The sequence below is a fragment of the Bradyrhizobium sp. 61 genome, assembly GCF_023073075.1.
Lineage (GTDB): Bacteria > Pseudomonadota > Alphaproteobacteria > Rhizobiales > Xanthobacteraceae > Bradyrhizobium > Bradyrhizobium barranii.
The window spans coordinates 268933-285206 of the sequence record NZ_JADPIU010000067.1 but is presented as its reverse complement, the minus strand read 5'-3'; the positions used below and the strand labels follow the sequence as shown (position 1 = coordinate 285206).

16 protein-coding genes are annotated in these 16274 nt (G+C 64.2%); 1 reads left to right on the top strand and 15 read right to left on the bottom strand.

Going from position 1 to position 16274, the window contains the following annotated elements:
* Positions 1 to 26 precede the first annotated feature (26 nt).
* Positions 27 to 3230: a multidrug efflux RND transporter permease subunit gene (locus tag IVB46_RS25255; protein WP_247307276.1), complete on the top strand. Its 3204-nt coding sequence runs from the start codon at positions 27 to 29 to the stop codon at positions 3228 to 3230.
* Here IVB46_RS25255 and IVB46_RS25250 read toward each other — a convergent pair.
* The 15 genes from IVB46_RS25250 to IVB46_RS25185 form a co-directional block, all read right to left on the bottom strand.
* Complete coding sequence (locus IVB46_RS25250; protein ID WP_247307274.1) at positions 3227 to 3955, bottom strand: sulfite exporter TauE/SafE family protein; 729 nt, start codon at positions 3953 to 3955, stop codon at positions 3227 to 3229. The two genes, IVB46_RS25255 and IVB46_RS25250, sit on opposite strands and share 4 nt — an antisense overlap.
* Positions 3956 to 4148: 193 nt before the next feature.
* Positions 4149 to 4406 (bottom strand): hypothetical protein, encoded by a 258-nt coding sequence (locus tag IVB46_RS25245; protein ID WP_247307272.1) that lies wholly within the window; start codon positions 4404 to 4406, stop codon positions 4149 to 4151.
* Positions 4407 to 4637: 231 nt separating this feature from the next.
* Positions 4638 to 5756, bottom strand: a complete 1119-nt coding sequence (locus IVB46_RS25240) for a helix-turn-helix transcriptional regulator (protein ID WP_247307270.1) — start codon at positions 5754 to 5756, stop codon at positions 4638 to 4640.
* Between the two features lie 108 nt (positions 5757 to 5864).
* A complete protein-coding gene (locus IVB46_RS25235) occupies positions 5865 to 6983 on the bottom strand; it encodes a helix-turn-helix transcriptional regulator (RefSeq protein WP_247307268.1) in 1119 nt (372 codons plus the stop codon).
* A gap of 144 nt (positions 6984 to 7127) precedes the next feature.
* Entirely contained in the window at positions 7128 to 7256 is a 129-nt protein-coding gene (locus IVB46_RS44915) for a hypothetical protein (protein WP_256468636.1), read from the bottom strand.
* A gap of 73 nt (positions 7257 to 7329) precedes the next feature.
* Complete coding sequence (locus IVB46_RS25230; RefSeq protein ID WP_085404769.1) at positions 7330 to 7578, bottom strand: hypothetical protein; 249 nt, start codon at positions 7576 to 7578, stop codon at positions 7330 to 7332.
* A 135-nt stretch (positions 7579 to 7713) separates the two neighbouring features.
* A complete protein-coding gene (locus IVB46_RS25225; protein WP_135214390.1) occupies positions 7714 to 8688 on the bottom strand; it encodes an AraC family transcriptional regulator in 975 nt (324 codons plus the stop codon).
* 228 nt (positions 8689 to 8916) lie between these two features.
* Positions 8917 to 10074: a LuxR C-terminal-related transcriptional regulator gene (locus IVB46_RS25220; RefSeq protein WP_166105728.1), complete on the bottom strand. Its 1158-nt coding sequence runs from the start codon at positions 10072 to 10074 to the stop codon at positions 8917 to 8919.
* A gap of 289 nt (positions 10075 to 10363) precedes the next feature.
* Positions 10364 to 10876: a hypothetical protein gene (locus tag IVB46_RS25215; RefSeq protein WP_247307267.1), complete on the bottom strand. Its 513-nt coding sequence runs from the start codon at positions 10874 to 10876 to the stop codon at positions 10364 to 10366.
* 100 nt (positions 10877 to 10976) lie between these two features.
* On the bottom strand, positions 10977 to 11423 hold the full coding sequence (locus IVB46_RS25210; protein ID WP_014496047.1) for a MaoC family dehydratase: 447 nt from the start codon (positions 11421 to 11423) through the stop codon (positions 10977 to 10979).
* Positions 11424 to 11811: 388 nt separating this feature from the next.
* Complete coding sequence (locus IVB46_RS25205) at positions 11812 to 12234, bottom strand: hypothetical protein (RefSeq protein ID WP_247307265.1); 423 nt, start codon at positions 12232 to 12234, stop codon at positions 11812 to 11814.
* 12 nt (positions 12235 to 12246) lie between these two features.
* Positions 12247 to 12468 carry a hypothetical protein gene (locus IVB46_RS25200; protein ID WP_166094819.1) on the bottom strand — a complete coding sequence of 74 codons (222 nt, stop codon included), beginning with the start codon at positions 12466 to 12468 and terminating at the stop codon, positions 12247 to 12249.
* A gap of 105 nt (positions 12469 to 12573) precedes the next feature.
* Positions 12574 to 13407: a lytic murein transglycosylase gene (locus IVB46_RS25195; protein WP_038932011.1), complete on the bottom strand. Its 834-nt coding sequence runs from the start codon at positions 13405 to 13407 to the stop codon at positions 12574 to 12576.
* A 119-nt stretch (positions 13408 to 13526) separates the two neighbouring features.
* Positions 13527 to 14333 (bottom strand): shikimate dehydrogenase, encoded by an 807-nt coding sequence (locus IVB46_RS25190; protein ID WP_247343701.1) that lies wholly within the window; start codon positions 14331 to 14333, stop codon positions 13527 to 13529.
* Positions 14330 to 16192, bottom strand: coding sequence for an NAD(P)/FAD-dependent oxidoreductase (locus IVB46_RS25185; RefSeq protein ID WP_247343698.1), 1863 nt, complete (start codon positions 16190 to 16192; stop codon positions 14330 to 14332). Before IVB46_RS25185 ends, IVB46_RS25190 begins: the two co-directional genes overlap by 4 nt.
* Positions 16193 to 16274 lie beyond the last annotated feature (82 nt).

The window sequence follows — 16274 nt, the reverse complement described above, 5'->3', positions numbered from 1 at the left end:
GCTGTCTCTCTTGCAGGGGCAAGGCCATGAATCTCTCAAAGTTCTTTATCGACCGTCCGATCTTCGCCGGCGTGCTGTCCGTCCTGATCTTCCTCGCAGGCCTGATCTCGCTGTTCGCGATGCCGATCTCGGAGTATCCGGACGTGGTGCCGCCCTCGGTGCTGGTGCGCGCGACTTATCCCGGTGCCAATCCCAAGGTGATCGCCGAGACGGTGGCGACCCCGATCGAGGAGCAGATCAACGGCGTCGAAGGCATGCTCTACATGTCGAGCCAGGCGACCACCGACGGCGCGATGACGCTGACGGTGACGTTCCGGCTTGGCACCGACCCCGACAAGGCGACGCAGCTGGTGCAGAACCGCGTGCAGCAGGCCGAGCCGCGCCTGCCGGCCGTGGTGCGTCAGCTCGGCATCATCACCAAGAAATCGTCCCCCGACCTCACCATGGTCGTGCATCTGCTGTCGCCGAACAACCGCTACGACATGACGTATTTGCGCAACTATGCCGTGCTCAACGTCAAGGACCGGCTGGCGCGCATCGACGGTGTCGGCGACGTCCAGCTCTACGGTGCCGGCGATTATTCGATGCGGGTCTGGGTCGATCCGCAAAAGGCGGCCGAGCACGGCCTGACCGCGAGCGACATTGTCAAGTCGATCCAGGCCCAGAACGTCGAGGCCGCCGCCGGCGTGGTCGGCTCCTCCCCGAACGTCAGGGGTATCGACCTGCAAATGTCAGTCAATGCCGAAGGCCGGCTCGCCAACGAGGAACAGTTCGGCGACATCGTGGTCAAGACCGGCACCCGCGGCGAAGTCGTGCGGCTGCGCGACGTCGCACGCATCGAGCTTGGCGCGTCCGAATACGGCCTGCGCTCGCTGCTCGACAACAAGCAGGCGGTGGCGATCCCGATCTTCCAGGCGCCGGGCTCCAATGCGCTCGAGATTTCCGACCATGTCCGCGCCACCATGGCCGAGATCAAGAAGAACATGCCGGAGGGCGTATCCTACCAGATCGTCTACGATCCCACCCAGTTCGTGCGCTCCTCGATCGAGGCCGTCATCCACACCCTGCTGGAGGCGATCGCGCTGGTGGTGCTGGTCGTGATCCTGTTCCTCCAGACCTGGCGTGCCTCGATCATTCCGCTGCTGGCGGTGCCCGTGTCGATCGTCGGCACCTTCGCGGTGATGCATCTGTTCGGCTTCTCCATCAACGCGCTCAGCCTGTTCGGCCTCGTGCTCGCGATCGGTATCGTCGTCGACGACGCCATCGTCGTGGTCGAGAACGTCGAGCGCAACATCGAGGGCGGCCTCTCGCCGCGCGATGCCACCTACCAGGCGATGCGCGAGGTCTCCGGCCCGATCATCGCGATCGCAATGGTGCTGATCGCGGTGTTCGTGCCGCTCGCCTTCATCTCCGGTCTGACCGGTCAGTTCTACAAGCAGTTCGCGCTGACCATCGCGATCTCGACCGTGATCTCCGCCGTCAACTCGCTGACGCTCTCGCCGGCGCTGTCGGCGCTGCTGCTCAAGGGCCACAACGAGCCGAAGGACCGGCTGACGATCATCATGGAAAAGGGCCTTGGCTGGTTCTTCCGCGGCTTCAACAAGGCGTTTACGCGCTCGTCAGAGAATTACAGCGGCACCGTCACCAAGGTGATCTCGGGCAAGGCGGCTGTGATGGGCCTCTACGTGGTCCTGGTCGGCGTGACCGCCTTCCTGTTCCAGCAGGTGCCGAGTGGCTTCGTGCCGGGCCAGGACAAGCAATATCTGGTCGGCTTCTCACGACTACCCGACGGTGCCGCGCTCGATCGCACCGAAGAAGTGATCCGCAAGATGAGCGACATCGCGCTGACCCAGCCGGGTGTCGAGAGCTCGGTCGCGTTCCCGGGCCTGTCGATCGCAGGCTTCACCAACTCGTCCAACGCCGGAATCGTGTTCTCGACGTTGAAGCCGTTCGACGAGCGCAAGGGTCCGGCCCTGAGCGGGAACGCCATCGCGGCGGATCTCAACAAGAAATATTCCGGGATCCAGGAAGCCTTCATCGCCATGTTTCCCCCGCCGCCGGTCAACGGCCTCGGCACCATCGGCGGCTTCAAGCTGCAGATCGAGGACCGCGCCGGTCTCGGCTATGAGGCGCTGAACGAGGCGACGAAGGCGTTCATGGCGGCGATGCAGAAGGCGCCGGAGATCGCCGGCGTCTTCTCGAGCTTCCAGGTCAACGTGCCCCAGCTCTTCGCCGACATCGACCGCACCAAGGCGCTTCAGCTCGGCGTGCCCGTGACCGAAGTGTTCAACACCCTGCAGATCTACCTCGGGTCCTACTACGTTAACGACTTCAACAAGTTTGGTCGCACCTACTCCGTCTACGTCCAGGCCGACGCGCCGTTCCGCGCCCGCGCCGATGACATCAGGCAGTTGAAGGTGCGCTCGTCCTCGGGCGACATGGTACCGCTGTCGGCGCTGCTCACGATCCGCCAGAGCGCGGGGCCTGAGCGTGCTATCCGCTATAACGGCTTCCTGTCGTCCGACATCAACGCGGCGGCTGCTCCCGGCTTCTCATCGGGCCAGGCGCAGGAGGTCGCGACTCGGATCGCGGCGGAGACGCTGCCGCCGGGCTTTGCCTTCGAATGGACCGACCTGACCTATCAGGAGTTCATCGCCGGCAATTCCGGTCTCTGGGTGTTTCCGCTGGCGATCCTGCTGGTGTTCCTGGTGCTGGCGGCGCTCTACGAGAGCCTGACCTTGCCGCTCTCGATCATCATGATCGTGCCGATGGGGCTGCTGGCTGCGATGTTCGGGGTCTGGATCTCGAAGGGTGACAACAACGTCTTCACCCAGATCGGGCTTATCGTTCTCGTCGGACTCTCCGCCAAGAACGCCATCCTGATCGTCGAATTCGCGCGCGAACTCGAATTCGCGGGACGCACGCCGATCCGGGCCGCGATCGAGGCGAGCCGCTTGCGACTGCGTCCGATCCTGATGACGTCGATGGCGTTCATCATGGGCGTCTTGCCGCTCGTGCTCTCGACCGGCGCGGGCTCGGAGATGCGGCGCGCGATGGGCGTCGCGGTGTTCTCCGGCATGATCGGCGTCACCGTGTTCGGCCTGTTCCTGACGCCGGTGTTCTATGTGCTGCTGCGGACCGTCACCGGCAACAAGCCGCTGGTGCATCACAGCAGCGACACCAGCGCGGCGCGGGTCCAGGGTCTCAAGCACGAAGGCGCAGGCCACTAGATCAGGGAAATCCCCGAGAGCAACAACAGAACGAGCACGGTCTTGCGAAAGACCGTCTCGTTGACCCGGTGAAAGGCGATCACACCGAGCGCTGAGCCTGCGAACAGCGCCGGCAGGCTGATCACGAGGTCGACGAACACCTTCGACGATAGATCCTGGTGTCCGACCAGCAGCGCGATCGCGAAGACCTGCATCGCGGCGATGAACGGCTGCACCAGGCCGCGCTGCTCGCTCTTGGGCATGCCGCGCATGTCGCACCAGATCGTGGGGATCGCGCCAGGCATCGCGGTCAGGCCGCCGACCAGCCCTCCCCCGAACCCGATCAACGCGACCCAGGGCCGGCCGACGGCTTCGCCCGCCGTCACCAGCGTCGGCCGCAGCAGCATGTAGGCCGCATAGAGCGCGACGATGATACCGAAGCCGCGGCGGAGCAGATGCGTGTCGGTGGATTGCAACAGCGACACCGCAATGGGAACGCCGATCAATCCGCCGACGATCAGCAGCAGACTGCCCTCCCACCGGATGCTGCGCCGAAGCGCCCACAGATTGGTGGCCTGCACGCCGATGCTGCACGCCATCATCAGCGGCACGGCCTCCAGCGGCTGAAACACGCGAAGCAGAATCGCGCCCGCCACGGCCGAGAACGCGAAACCCGAAAGCCCCGAGACGAAGGCGCCCGCGAACACGGCGACGCTCACGAGAAGGCTGGTCGTGATATCAGGCACGATGCGTTCTCCGGGTCAGTCGTAGGGTGTCTGCGTCGCCGGGACATCGGCAGTCCCGGTGCAGAGTTCCGCATCGTGCGAATTCAGGAGAGGCCGAGAGACCGGCTGCGCGTGCGAACGCTCCAGCATCGCCAGCCCGACCAGTTGAAGCGTGACGAGCGCCGCCGTCAGCGCGGCGGCGACAATGTTGACGTTACGCGCGTTCGAACGTGGTGCGGCCGGCCGCGCGCTCGCGCGGATCAACTCTGTTGGCATTTTCAAAAGTATCCTCTTCATTGCAGACGGGAACAATTTCATTCAAACGCGACGTTTCATGCGACTGCTCCAGCAAATGGCCGTAGCGCCGCAACGCGCGCTTCGCGTCGATCTCGCGCTGCGCGCGGAATGCCGCGCCGATGCGCGCGACGATGTCGCGGAATTTGCCGGCCGGAGCTGGTGACGCCTTTCGCATGACAATCTCCTCTCAACTTGTGCGAGAGATTGATGAGGTTCACTTCCGCTTGCTGTGAGTTGCTTCACACGAAGATCGAACGCGTCGAGCAAGAAAACGTGTGAGTTCTCGTAGAAGAGAGCGCGGAGAATCGCGTCATTCGATCGAACGACCCGCGATAACTTTCTAATGATGCTGCTGCTTGAACCTATCGCGAGCCGGAGCGATTCGCTTGCGCCTTCGGAAAGCGCGTCAGTGCAGAACCGGATTGGAAAATCCAGCCGCGAGCTTCACGAGGTCCGCCTGTCGCGAGACGCCGGTCTTCGCGAACACCCGATGCAGATGCGTCTTCACCGTCGTCTCCGCGATGCCGAGCGCCACGGCCGTCTCCGGCACACCGCCGACCTCGACGATCGATTGCATGACCCTCAGCTCCGCAGGGGTCAGTTCGAACGCGCGGTCGATGAGGCCGGCACATGAGCGGCCGTCGAGTTCCGCCTTCCAGATGAACAGGGCGCCGACCGCCGACATGCGCTCCGCCGCGCCTTCACGCAACAACGACGGCAGCGCGATGACGTGCGCGACGTAGTAGGAGCCGTCATGCGACATCAGCGGAATCTTTCGTCCGGCGGCGGCCGCGACGGCAACCTCGCCTGCGTCACGGAAGATATCGCGCAGCGCCGAATTTGCCGCGGAAGATCGTGCCGCCAGCCGGCCCGCGACAGAGCGCAGGACATCATCGGCGGCGAGCAACGTGTCCGCGGCAGGATTGCTGTGGACGATGTTGCAGGCCGTATCGAGCAGGATGACGCCGGCATTCAGCCGATCCACGACATCGGCGAGCGCGATCGCCCGCTGCTGCTTCCGCTCGATCGCCCGGTTGATCAGCAGCGCCCGGCTCGCATGCGGAACCAGGAATTGCATCCGCGCCCGCTGCTCCGCATCGAGCATCCCCTTGCCGGGGATCACGGTGATCAGCATCGGACACGGCGACTTCGACTGTTCCAGAACGACGCTGGCGACATCGACGCAGCCCTGGGGCCGCAGCCATTCCTGATAGAACCGCCCGCGGCGATATTCGTCGAAATTCACGAGATCGGGGATGTTACGAACCTCGCCATAGCGAGGCAGCCGAGCCAGCGGATCGTACTGGGCGTAGGTCTCGGCATAGAGCTGGATGTAGTGCGGATCGACACCGCAGTAGTAATGCGTCGCACCGGACTTGCTGACCGGATCCTTCGAAATCAGCCCGCAAGCCTGGCTGCCAATGAACGCATTGAGCTTGACGACGACATCGCTCCACAACTCAGGGTGGAGACCCGCGTCATATATATTCTCGATCAACTCGGACTGTTTGGGAGGTCGAGACATCAGAACAGCCAATGGTGACTTGGAGATCGCGAAATGTTCGTCATGCCCGGCGGCACAATTGAGTCTATCGTGGGAGCAAAAGGTTCAACCCCGACAGCGATTGACCAATCAGTTGACGAGCGGATTGGAGAATCCCGCCGCGAGCTTGACGAGATCGGCCTGACGCGAAACGCCGGTCTTGGCGAACACCCGATGCAGATGCGTCTTCGCCGTGGTTTCTGCGATACCGAGCGCTGCCGCCGTTTCCGGGACGCCACCGACCTCGACGATCGACAGGAATACGCGCAGCTCGGCCGGCGTGAGGTCGAAGGTCCGTGCGATCAGCTCGCCATAGGACTGCCCGCCAAGCGACACCTTGCGCAGGAGCAGCGCACCGGCGGCATCGACCACCTGCTCGCTGCCATTTCGCAGCACGGACGACAGCGGCAGAATATGCGCGACATAACGCTCGCCGCTCGGCGAAAGCAGCGGGATCGCATGGCCCCGTGTGGCAAGCAGGGCAATTTCGCTGCGGGTCGCAAGTGCCTCGCGCAGCGTCTGATTGGCCTCCACGCTGCTGGTTACGAGCTGCCCGGCAACGGACCGAACCACGTCGTCGGCGGCAAGCAAGGCGTGACCGGCCGAATTCGCATGCACCACCCGGCAAAAGGCATCGAGCAGGAAGATACCGGACGCCAGATTGTCCAGAACATCCACCAGCGCCGTCGCCAGTGTCAGTTGCGAGGTGATGGCGCGGTTGATCAGCAGCGCGCGGCTGGCGTGCGGTACGATCAGCGAGAGCCGATGCTTCATCGCCGGGTCCACCATGCGCCGGCCCGACAGCACTGTCATCATCACGGGGCAGCTCGCATGCGATGTCTCGAGCACGACGTTGGCCGCGTCGCTGCAACCCTGCGGCTGCATCCACTCCTGGTAAAAGCGCCCTTTCCGGTATTCACCGAAATTGACGAGATCGGGGATGCTGACGATCTCGCCATGCGGCGGCAGCACCGTCAGCGGGTCGAACTTCGAATGGGTCTCTGAATAGAGCCGGATATAGTGCGGGTCGGCCCCGCAATAATAATGGGTGACGCCGAATTTGCTGATCGAATCCTTGGAAAACAGCCCGCAGGCCTGCCCGCCGACGAAATCGCGAATGCCGGCAACGGCGTTGTTCCACAGCGAGGGATCGAGCCCCGCGTCATAGATGGACTCGACCAGTTCGGGCAGCTTCCGTAGTCCGCGCATGGCTTGAAATGGCCTGAGTGATCAATATCACCAAACATACTACAACCACAGCATGCGGCGTCCTCCGATCGGAGGAGGCGCCGGCCGGGCGGATGGGGCCCGGCCGGCGGGCATCGCATTCGAGCCGCCAGGGCTGATGCCGGCTCAGAACGCGACGCGAACGCCACCCTTCGCTGTGCCGGTGCGGCTCCGGTCGGACATCATCATGCCCTCGACCGCGCCGAACACGGATACGTTTTGGGTGGTGCGGTAGTCGAAGCCAAAGCCGGCCATCGCAGCATTGTTAAGTACTTGGCGCCGCGACCTGTTGTCGGCGTTGCCGCCCCGGAAGGTGAAGCCGGGACCGTCATGCCTGGTCCCAGCCGACCTTCTCGACATTTTCTGACCAGACCGCGGCGCGATAGACCTCTCGTCCGCCGGCATCCCTGACGCGAATCCAGGCGTCGCGATCGCGCAGATCGTCACGCCAGACAAACAGATGTCTCGCCATCTCGTCGGCCACGACGAACGTGGCCCTAGCCTGCTCGAAGACCATGCCGCCCGGATCGATCTTCACGACATTGTCGACCAGGAGATCAAAGAAGAAGCGGCGCATTCACAACTCCGATTGCCGGCGCCGTCCGAAACACAGCGTCATCGTTCTACTCCGCGCGCCAGAAGACGTAGTCGGCCGAATACGCGCACTGCGATAGGCACCCGCCTGGTCGCGCGAGCCGCGCACCGCGCGCAGTCACAGAGCTTCGCCGCTCCTGACGCCGCTGGGCGTCGCGCCATAGGCCCGCCGGAAACAACGATTGAAATAAGAGAGATCGCCGAAGCCCACGTCGTAGGCGATCGAGCTCACCGGCCGCCCGGCGAAGTCAGGCTCGCGCAGCATGCGATGCGCGCGTTTGAGGCGCTGCCCGGTCAGGAAGGACGAGAACGTCTTGCCGTCGGCTTCGAACAGCCGCTGAAGGTAACGTGTGGTCACGCCGAACTCCTGCGCCACAGTCGCGACCGAGAGGTCCTGATGCCAGCAATTGTTGACGATGAAGGACTTCACCTTCCGCAGCCGCGCGGCCCGGACGCCTCGGCGCCCGGCCAGCTCGTGAACCTCATCCGTCGCGCCGAGAACACGCGCCATCAGATCGTGGAGATGTGCAACAGCGAGCTGGCGCAATGCGGGCACCGCGAACGCGCGCTCGCGCACCAAAGACGTCGCGTAGTCGACCAGCAGGCGAAGTCCGGTGGCGCGCTCCGGAATGATTCGCATCACGGTGTCGTCGATGTCCACGATCATGGGCGCCAGCACCCGCCGCGGCACGCGCAGCGACAGACAATTTCCAAGCGAGAGGCGTTCGTAGATCGTCGCGTCCTCCGCGCTCGTCAGAACCGCGTCACCGGGATGAAGCCTCAGATCTCGTCCTCGCGCAGATACTTCGACGATGCCGGATCGGTTGATCATCAGGCCAAGGCTGTCGTTGCCGTCGACGACCAGTTGCTTGGTACGGATGACCCGCGCTCCGACCAGCCCGCCGATCACCAGCTGGACGTCCGGCAAACCATGGGATGTGAGGCTCGCCGCGAACGGTTTTTCGTCCGTCGGCTCGACCTCCGCCTTGAGCACGCCGCGGCAATAGAATTCGCGCAGCAGCGGCACACGCTCGTCTTCGGGAATGTGGTCCGTCGAAACATTGAGAATGGAAAATTCGTCCTTGCCGCTCACTGCAATTTCTCCAACCGACAGGCAGGCTCGCTCACGCGCTGTCGTCTCCCGCACCCGCGTCCGGTGCCGGCGCGCATTGCTCCGTGGCGCACGCTGCCCTTCTCATTCAAGTGGCGCCATATACGAAAGTATCAAATGACGCGCGTCGTACGTTCGGAGGACCAGACGATCCTGCTCATCACAATGGATTGACATTGCATCGCCGCGCGGCTTGCGCCGTCAAATGAATCACATGGTGTCGTCGTCGCGGCGCGTTCGCTGTACAAACGGCGCGGTGAAGCCGGCCGCGATCTTCACGAGGTCGGCCTGCCTGCCGGCACCGGTCTTCTCGAACAGGCGACCGAGATGCGTCTTCACCGTGGTCTCGGCAATGCCGAGCTTTGCCGCGATATCGGGAACGCCGCCGACCTCGACGATGGCCATCAGCACGCGCAATTCGGACCGCGTCAGCCTGAAGGCCGCAGCAATGGCGTCGGGCACGAGCGATGGCACCATCGCGGCCTTCTGTACGAGGAGCACCGTGGCCGCGACGTCTCGCGGCAGGCTGCGCTCCCGCTTCAATGGAAGGACTTGGACGAGATAGTGCTGACCGTCCGCCGACGTCGCGAGCCCGATGCGGCGGCGACCGGCCGGGTGAGTTTCACCATCTGCGGCAACTTCGAACAGGCCGCGGAATATTTTGTCGGCCTGGGTGCTACGGACCACGATCCGGTCGCCGACCATCGCGAGCAGGTTTGCATCGACGAACAGCTGCCGGCACGCCGCGTTGGCGTGGACGACCCGGCCATCCGCATCGAGCAGGCAGATCGCCGTGCTCAGGCCGTCGAGCACATCGGCAAGATCGTCCACGGTGTGCGAGCGAGCCCTGATCTGCCGGCCCATGATCCTGGAACGCTGGATGTGGGGTGCGAGCAGCCGCATGCGTTCGCGCATCGCCTCGTCGACGGTTCCGCGGGATCGGTGGCGCAACACCTGCAAGACCGTGGTACGCGCGTCCGATCTCTCGAGCGCGACGGTCGCGAGGTCTATCGCGCCCTGCGGCTCGACCCACTCGCGATAGAAGCTCGTCGCCACGAAGTCCGCGTGCGGCATGATATCGGTCACGCCGATGGCGTGCCCGGCCGCAAAAGCGAGATGACGATCGAGCAGAGGATCCTGCTCGACATATCTGTCGCGGTAGAGCTGGCGGAAGCGGGATTCGGTGCCAAAATGCTGGTGAATCTCGATCGAGAGCCTTGCCGCATCGCGGGACAGGATGGTCGCGGCACACCCGCCGACGAAATGGGAAACCTGTTCCAGCGCGCCGCTGCGCAGCGCAGGATCGACCGCCGCATCGTAGATCTCGCCGACGAGAGACGAGAACCGGTTTGCCTGGAGGATCGTCATCGGAACGACGATGCGATCGGCGTGCGGCCCCGGTGACGAAGGGAGCTTGCGCATTGGACATTGGCAGAGCCGACAGAGCGGTCGATCGTCGCCGTCGGCGTAGAAAAAGCAGTGCAACGAGATGCTAAAATATCGAACATCGTCCTTGCGTAACGTCAACCGCAGGGTGCGGCTTGGACGTTTTCGCCAAAGACTAGGATAAAAGCGAACAGCACGCGGGCTGTGTGCTGTGGGTCACGCGCCCTCGCGCTGCTTGCTCGATCGCGCGCGCTGTGCGCGGCGCAGCACTTTATTTCCGGTTCTCCTCGCAGAACTTCAGCGCGGCCAGCGCCTCGCCGGCGCGCGGGATCTGCATCTCGATGCTGTCCTCGTCATCATCCTCGAAATCGAGCGAGAGACGCCTGGCCTTCGACAGCCGGTCCATGATCGTCTGGTCGTATTCGAAGATGCCGCGCACGGTGGTCTTGTCCATGACCTCCCACTTCGCCTTCTTCATGATGTCGGCGTCATCGGTGCCGACGTCGGCCCGGAGGATCTCGCCGACCTTGTCCCACTCCCAACCGTCATAGATCATCACGATCACGATGGCCTTCTCGGAATAGGTGATCACGATGACGTAGTTGCGGTTCTCGTCTTCCTTGTCCTTGTAGCCGCGGCTCGCATTGCAATGCGTGTCCTGCGCGCGCTTCTCGATGGTCCAGTCGCCGACCCTGGATTGCTGCGCGAACGCCGGCCCTGTGCTCGATACGGCTGCGCCCAAGGCGCCCGCGCTCAGCAAAGCGGCAAGAAGGAATCGTCTCATGTCAGCCTCCAGCGTTCCCCACGCGGAGATGACCACCTCAGCCTGCGGCCCGCAAGGGCTCGAGGAGGCTGATCCCGGCCGATGCTGAACGTCGCCGGCCCTACACCCGCCTGGGGATGATGGCGATCGGGGTGAAGGTGTAAACCTCCTCGCCGTTCTGGTTGAACATGGTCCATTTCACCAGCGCGATGCCCTGCGGCTTCGACTTCGACGGCGTCAGGCTCATGACCTCGCCGACCAGATGCAGGCGGTCATTGGGCCGTACCGGGATGGTCCAGCGCAGACCGTCGACGCCCGCGCCGATCAGCGGATGCGGGCCGAACGGGCGGGCCTGGATCGCGAGGTTCATGGCGATCGCGGCGGTGTGCCATCCTGATGCAGCCAGGCCGTTGAACAAGGTCTGCTTGGCGGCCTCGTGGTCGAGATGCATCGGCTGCGGATCGAACTCGGCTGCAAAGCGCTTGATGTCGGCTTCGGTGACTTGCACCTCGGGGGATTTGAACCGCATTCCGATGGTGAGATCGTCGAACCACTCGACCTGCGCCATGATTTTGCCTCGCAGTATGACTTGCCGCCCACCCGAAAGGCGCGGCTGAAGGACTGAGCAGAGCGGGATGTAGCGGGTCTGCGGTGCACAAACCAGCCTTGGGGTTCCCCGCGAAACCCGTTTCCCAAAACGACGAAACACGCCTGAAACAGATTGCCGGTTATCTGGTTGTCAAAATCATACAGGGACGGCCACCATGCAATTCTTCCTCGACCTCATCGTGGATTATGCCTGCTGCCAAAATCTCGTCTCCCAGCCGCTACGGTAGGATGAGCTATGATCGAGCTGATCTCAGCCGTGCTCGCGCTTTGCAGCGTAGCTGTCTTCGCGGCACATGCTTTGGATGCCTACCGCACCACGCACTCCTGATCTGTACGCCCTCCGGCCGCTAGAACGGGCGCCGGTAAAAGTGCTCCGAGTGCGTGGCCGGCGGAAACCGGTTGGCGAGCGCGATTGCCGCGTTCTCGTCAGTCTCGAGCGCGACCTTCTGCGCCAGCATCACGTCGCCGGGCACGAGAAAGCCTGACGGGACGAAGCACCATCCCATCGCCGCACGCCCCTCATCGTCGATCTCATGGACATTGGCGGCCGTGCCGTAGTGGATGCGGTACCTTTTGCCGGTATCGCAGCCGATGACATCGAAATACCGATGCTGCTCGAATTGCGCGCGCTGCGCCGCCGACAGCCATTCGGCCAAAAGCCGGCGGCCGCGGGCATCCGGCGTGTTCTCGCCGAAGAAGCGCCGATAGAGCTCGCGCAGCGCATGCAGACGCGCACGCGCCGGCGCACGGAGCCAAATTGCCGCGATCATGAGCAGCTCAGATCAACCGCCGACCAGGCGGGGATAGAACAGCGTTTCGTGCGCGGTCGGATCGAATGACTTGATGCGGGTGACTTCACCGGGTCCGGTACGATAGGCGGCGGTGAAGCCCGCTCCGGTCAGCTCACGAAAGCGCCGTTCGGCTCGCGCCAGCGCTTCGACATTGTCAGGATCAAACTCGTGGCGCGTGTCGCCCGTCTGGTCCATCACGATCTGGGTAGCCATATTGAGTCTCCTCATGCCAGCCCTGCCCCCGATCAAAGCAAACCTCGTGCCGTCAGTTCCTCAACGCAAGAACTTTCTCGTGCGCGGCCGAGCCTTCATGCGGCCTCAACGCAACGCGGCCGCCCCTCCTCCCTCGTCGATCTGCCGTCCCATCAGGGCGATTGCCTTCTGATAGACGCCGGCAGCATTCCAAGCCTCGATAGCGGCAAAATTCGGTTCGCCCGGCTGGTAACCGGCTCCTGCGCGCCAGCCATGAGCTTTCAGGAAATTCGCCGTCGAGTTCAGCGCATTGGCGGCAACCTCGAGATTGCCGGTGCCATAGGCCAGGATGTTCTTGGGCATGAACTGGGTCTGGCCGACCTCGCCGTGCATGGAGCCGCGGGTCGCCCCCGACAGCGTGCCGCGGTCGATCAGCTTGAGGGCGGCATAGAGCTGGTCGGTAAAAAATTCGGGACGGCGGCAGTCATAGGCAAGGGTCGCGATCGACGACAGCATGTTCTGGTTGCCGCGCTGGCTGCCGAACCCGGTCTCCATGCCCCAGATCGCGATCAGCGGCCCGGGCGGGACGCCGTAGCGCTGCTGGATCGAGGCGAACAAGGCGGCCTGCGACTGCTTGAGCTGCCGCCCCTTGGCGACGATGGTGGTGGCGCCGCGCTTGGCGAGGAACTGGTCGAGCGTCAGCGAGAAGCTGCGCTGCCCGCGGTCGGCTGCGATCGTGGCACCGGCGTAATTGGTCTGCATCAGCGCCGAGAGTGCGGTTTGTCCGACGCCCTTGCCCTGCGCCTCCGCGCTGAACTCGCGTTTCCAGGCCTCAAAGCCCGCCGGCGAGCTGCCGCATTGCGCGGCCTCGGCCATGGATATCAGGGACATGGGCGCCAGCGAGAGAAGCAGCGCTGCAGCGCCGATCATGGCCGTCGCAACGGTCCTGCCCTTGGTCATTCCCTGGTCCTCTCACATAAACGTGCGCGACCGGCTCGCGCGGGCCCATGATCCTACGTCGGCCCTGATCGCTCAAGCCCCATCCGGCGCAACCTGTGCCTTGACACCGGGGCAACCGCCTACCCTTCCCCGTCGCGGCCGAGCAGGAAATCCACCATGATGCCCTGGTGCTGCTCGTACATGTCCGTACCGGTCCCGGTCACGCAGCCGATCCTGCGGGCCGCAGCGATGAAGGGCGAGACTTCCGGCTTTGTGATGACGCAGCCGCAATAGGCCGTCGGCGCAAGCCGCGCGACATCGACCGGCAGCGGATCGCCCTCCTTCATCCCGGCGGGTGTCGCATTGGCGACGAAATCGAAGCCCGCGGGATCCCCGGTGCCGACCCGCACGGGCGTTCTGCCGCGCCCGTTGAGCCGGCCGATCAGTGCGTCGCGGCGCTCGGCCGCGCTGTCGTGAATCGCGAGATCGCTCACGCCGGCCTCGACCAGCGCCAGCGCGATCGCCGATCCTGCGCCGCCGGCGCCGACCAGCAGCGCCCGCATGCCCCGGGGATCGATCCCCTTCGCCCGCGCCGCACCGACGAAGCCGAGGCCGTCCACCATGTCGCCATGCCATGAGCGGTCGGCGCGCCGGCGCATCAGGTTCGCGGTGCGCAGGAAATGTGCGCGCTCGGTCGCACTGGCGCAGGCCTGGTAGCAGGCAAATTTGTGCGGGATGGTCACGACGATGCCGTCGAGGTTCTTCAGCCGCGTTGCCACCGAGAGGAAATCCGGCAAATCCGCTGGCGCGACCTGAACCGGAACGAGAATGCCGTCATGGCCGCGCGCAGCGAAGGCGGCTGTCACGCCTGCCGGCGAGCGCACCTGCGCGATGGGATCGCCGACAATGACGTAGAGCCGCGTCGCGCCTGATAGACCCGGGATCATCCCGTTGAAGCCGGAACCTGAGAGCCGCCCGCCTCGATCCCGTGGGTCAATTCCAGGCCATCCAGATTGCCTTCCTTGCGCCATTTGTCGAGCAGCCGCAGGAACGCCACCGGCCCGCGCCAGTACTGGCTGTTTCTTGCCGCGATCGGGTCGAACACGCCCTCGTTGTTGTAGTAGCCCGGCGTGCACTCGGCCAGATAGGTCTGACGGCCGAGCGCGGCCTTGACGACCTCGTCGACCCAGGCGTTCTCGGCGGCGAGCGTCGGCTCCAGCGTCCGCGCCTTGCGCTTGCGCACTTCTGCGATCACATAGGCGATGTGCTGCGACTGCTCGTCGATGATGTGCGGAAAATTGGCGCTTTGGCCGGCCTGCACCGTGACGATCAGGAAGCAATTCGGGAAGCCACGGCTGTAGAAGCCATGCAGCGTCTTGACGCCATCGCGCCATCGCTCGGACAGGCTCACGCCGTCGCGGCCGTAAACCTCGAAGCCCATGCGGCGGGCGTAATCGGTGCCGACCTCGAAGCCGCTGGCATAGATCAGGCAGTCGAGCTCATAGGCCTTGCCGTCAACCACGACGGCGTTCTCGGTGATGCGCTCGACGCCCTGCCCTTTGGTGTCGACCAGATGCACGTTGGGACGATTGAAGGTGTCGAGATATTCGTCGTGGAAGCATGGGCGTTTGCAGAACGCCTTGTACCAGGGCTTGAGCGCCGCCGCGGCGGCTTCGTCCTTCACGACGTTATCGACGCGCGCGCGGATCTCTTCCATCTTGCGGTAGTCGGCCTGCTCGATGACCTTCAGCGCCTCTTCGAGCGAGGTCACCGGCTGCGGCTGGCGGCGCGGCGCCAGCAGGATCTCGCCAAGCAGGCCGGTCCAGCCGTCCTGCACCAGGTCCCGTTCGAACGGCTCGCCGGAGATGACCGCAGTGAAATTGTCCATGCGCTCGCGCTGCCAGCCGGGCTCGAGGCTCTGCGCCCAGCTTGCGTCCGTCGGACGGTCATCGCGCACGCCGATCGCCGATGGCGTACGCTGGAAGACGTAGAGCTCCTTCGCCGAGCGGCCGAGATGCGGCACGCATTGCACGGCGGTCGCGCCGGTCCCGATAATGCCGACGCGCTTGTCGGCGAGACCGGTGAGACCGCCTTCAGCCGTGCCGCCGGTATAGCCATAATCCCAGCGGCTGGTGTGGAAGCTGTGTCCCCTAAAGGTCTCGATGCCGGGAATACCCGGCAGCTTTGGACGGCTCAGCGGGCCACCGGCGAGAATGACGAAGCGCGCGCGGATGCAATCGCCACGATCGGTCTCGACCAGCCAGCGTCCCTCCTGCTCCTGCCATTCCATCCGCGAGATGATCGTCTGAAACAGCGCGCGCTCGTAGAGGCAGAAATGACGGCCGATGCGGCGGGAGTGTTCGTAGATCTCGGGCGCGCGCGCATATTTGCGCACCGGCATGTAGCCGGTCTCTTCCAGCAGCGGCAGATAGATGTAGCTCTCGGTATCGCAGGCCGCACCGGGATAACGATTCCAGTACCAGGTGCCGCCGAAATCGGCGGCCTTTTCCACGATACGAAAATCCTCGATGCCGGCCTCGCGCAGACGCGCGCCACAGAGCAGGCCGCCGAAGCCGCCGCCGACGATGAGAACTTCGGTCTCCTCGCTGACAGCTGCGCGCGCAAATCCGGGATCGGCCCAGGGATCGTCGAGGTAGCGGCCGAAATCGCCTGCGACCTCGACATATTGCGCCTTGCCCTCGGCGCGCAGGCGGCGGTCGCGCTCGTCGCGATAGCGCGCGCGGAGTGCGGAAATATCGACCGTAGATTCGCCGGCTGCACCGGTCTTGTGTCTTTCCGCTGACATCGATTTCCTCCACGGCGGACGCTGCTTCGGATCAGTTAGCCCCGAAAAAGTGACGCATGCAATCGCGTCCCTCGCTTTTTGC

Coding starts and splice junctions, on each gene's coding strand:
- IVB46_RS25255 (WP_247307276.1), top strand. CDS start 27: ATGAATCTCTCAAAGTTCTTTATCGACCGTCCGATCTTCGCCGGCGTG.
- IVB46_RS25245 (WP_247307272.1), bottom strand. CDS start 4,406: ATGCGAAAGGCGTCACCAGCTCCGGCCGGCAAATTCCGCGACATCGTC.
- IVB46_RS25240 (WP_247307270.1), bottom strand. CDS start 5,756: ATGTCTCGACCTCCCAAACAGTCCGAGTTGATCGAGAATATATATGAC.
- IVB46_RS25235 (WP_247307268.1), bottom strand. CDS start 6,983: ATGCGCGGACTACGGAAGCTGCCCGAACTGGTCGAGTCCATCTATGAC.
- IVB46_RS44915 (WP_256468636.1), bottom strand. CDS start 7,256: ATGGCCGGCTTTGGCTTCGACTACCGCACCACCCAAAACGTATCCGTG.
- IVB46_RS25230 (WP_085404769.1), bottom strand. CDS start 7,578: ATGCGCCGCTTCTTCTTTGATCTCCTGGTCGACAATGTCGTGAAGATC.
- IVB46_RS25220 (WP_166105728.1), bottom strand. CDS start 10,074: ATGACGATCCTCCAGGCAAACCGGTTCTCGTCTCTCGTCGGCGAGATC.
- IVB46_RS25215 (WP_247307267.1), bottom strand. CDS start 10,876: ATGAGACGATTCCTTCTTGCCGCTTTGCTGAGCGCGGGCGCCTTGGGC.
- IVB46_RS25210 (WP_014496047.1), bottom strand. CDS start 11,423: ATGGCGCAGGTCGAGTGGTTCGACGATCTCACCATCGGAATGCGGTTC.
- IVB46_RS25205 (WP_247307265.1), bottom strand. CDS start 12,234: ATGATCGCGGCAATTTGGCTCCGTGCGCCGGCGCGTGCGCGTCTGCAT.
- IVB46_RS25200 (WP_166094819.1), bottom strand. CDS start 12,468: ATGGCTACCCAGATCGTGATGGACCAGACGGGCGACACGCGCCACGAG.
- IVB46_RS25195 (WP_038932011.1), bottom strand. CDS start 13,407: ATGACCAAGGGCAGGACCGTTGCGACGGCCATGATCGGCGCTGCAGCG.
- IVB46_RS25190 (WP_247343701.1), bottom strand. CDS start 14,333: ATGATCCCGGGTCTATCAGGCGCGACGCGGCTCTACGTCATTGTCGGC.
- IVB46_RS25185 (WP_247343698.1), bottom strand. CDS start 16,192: ATGTCAGCGGAAAGACACAAGACCGGTGCAGCCGGCGAATCTACGGTC.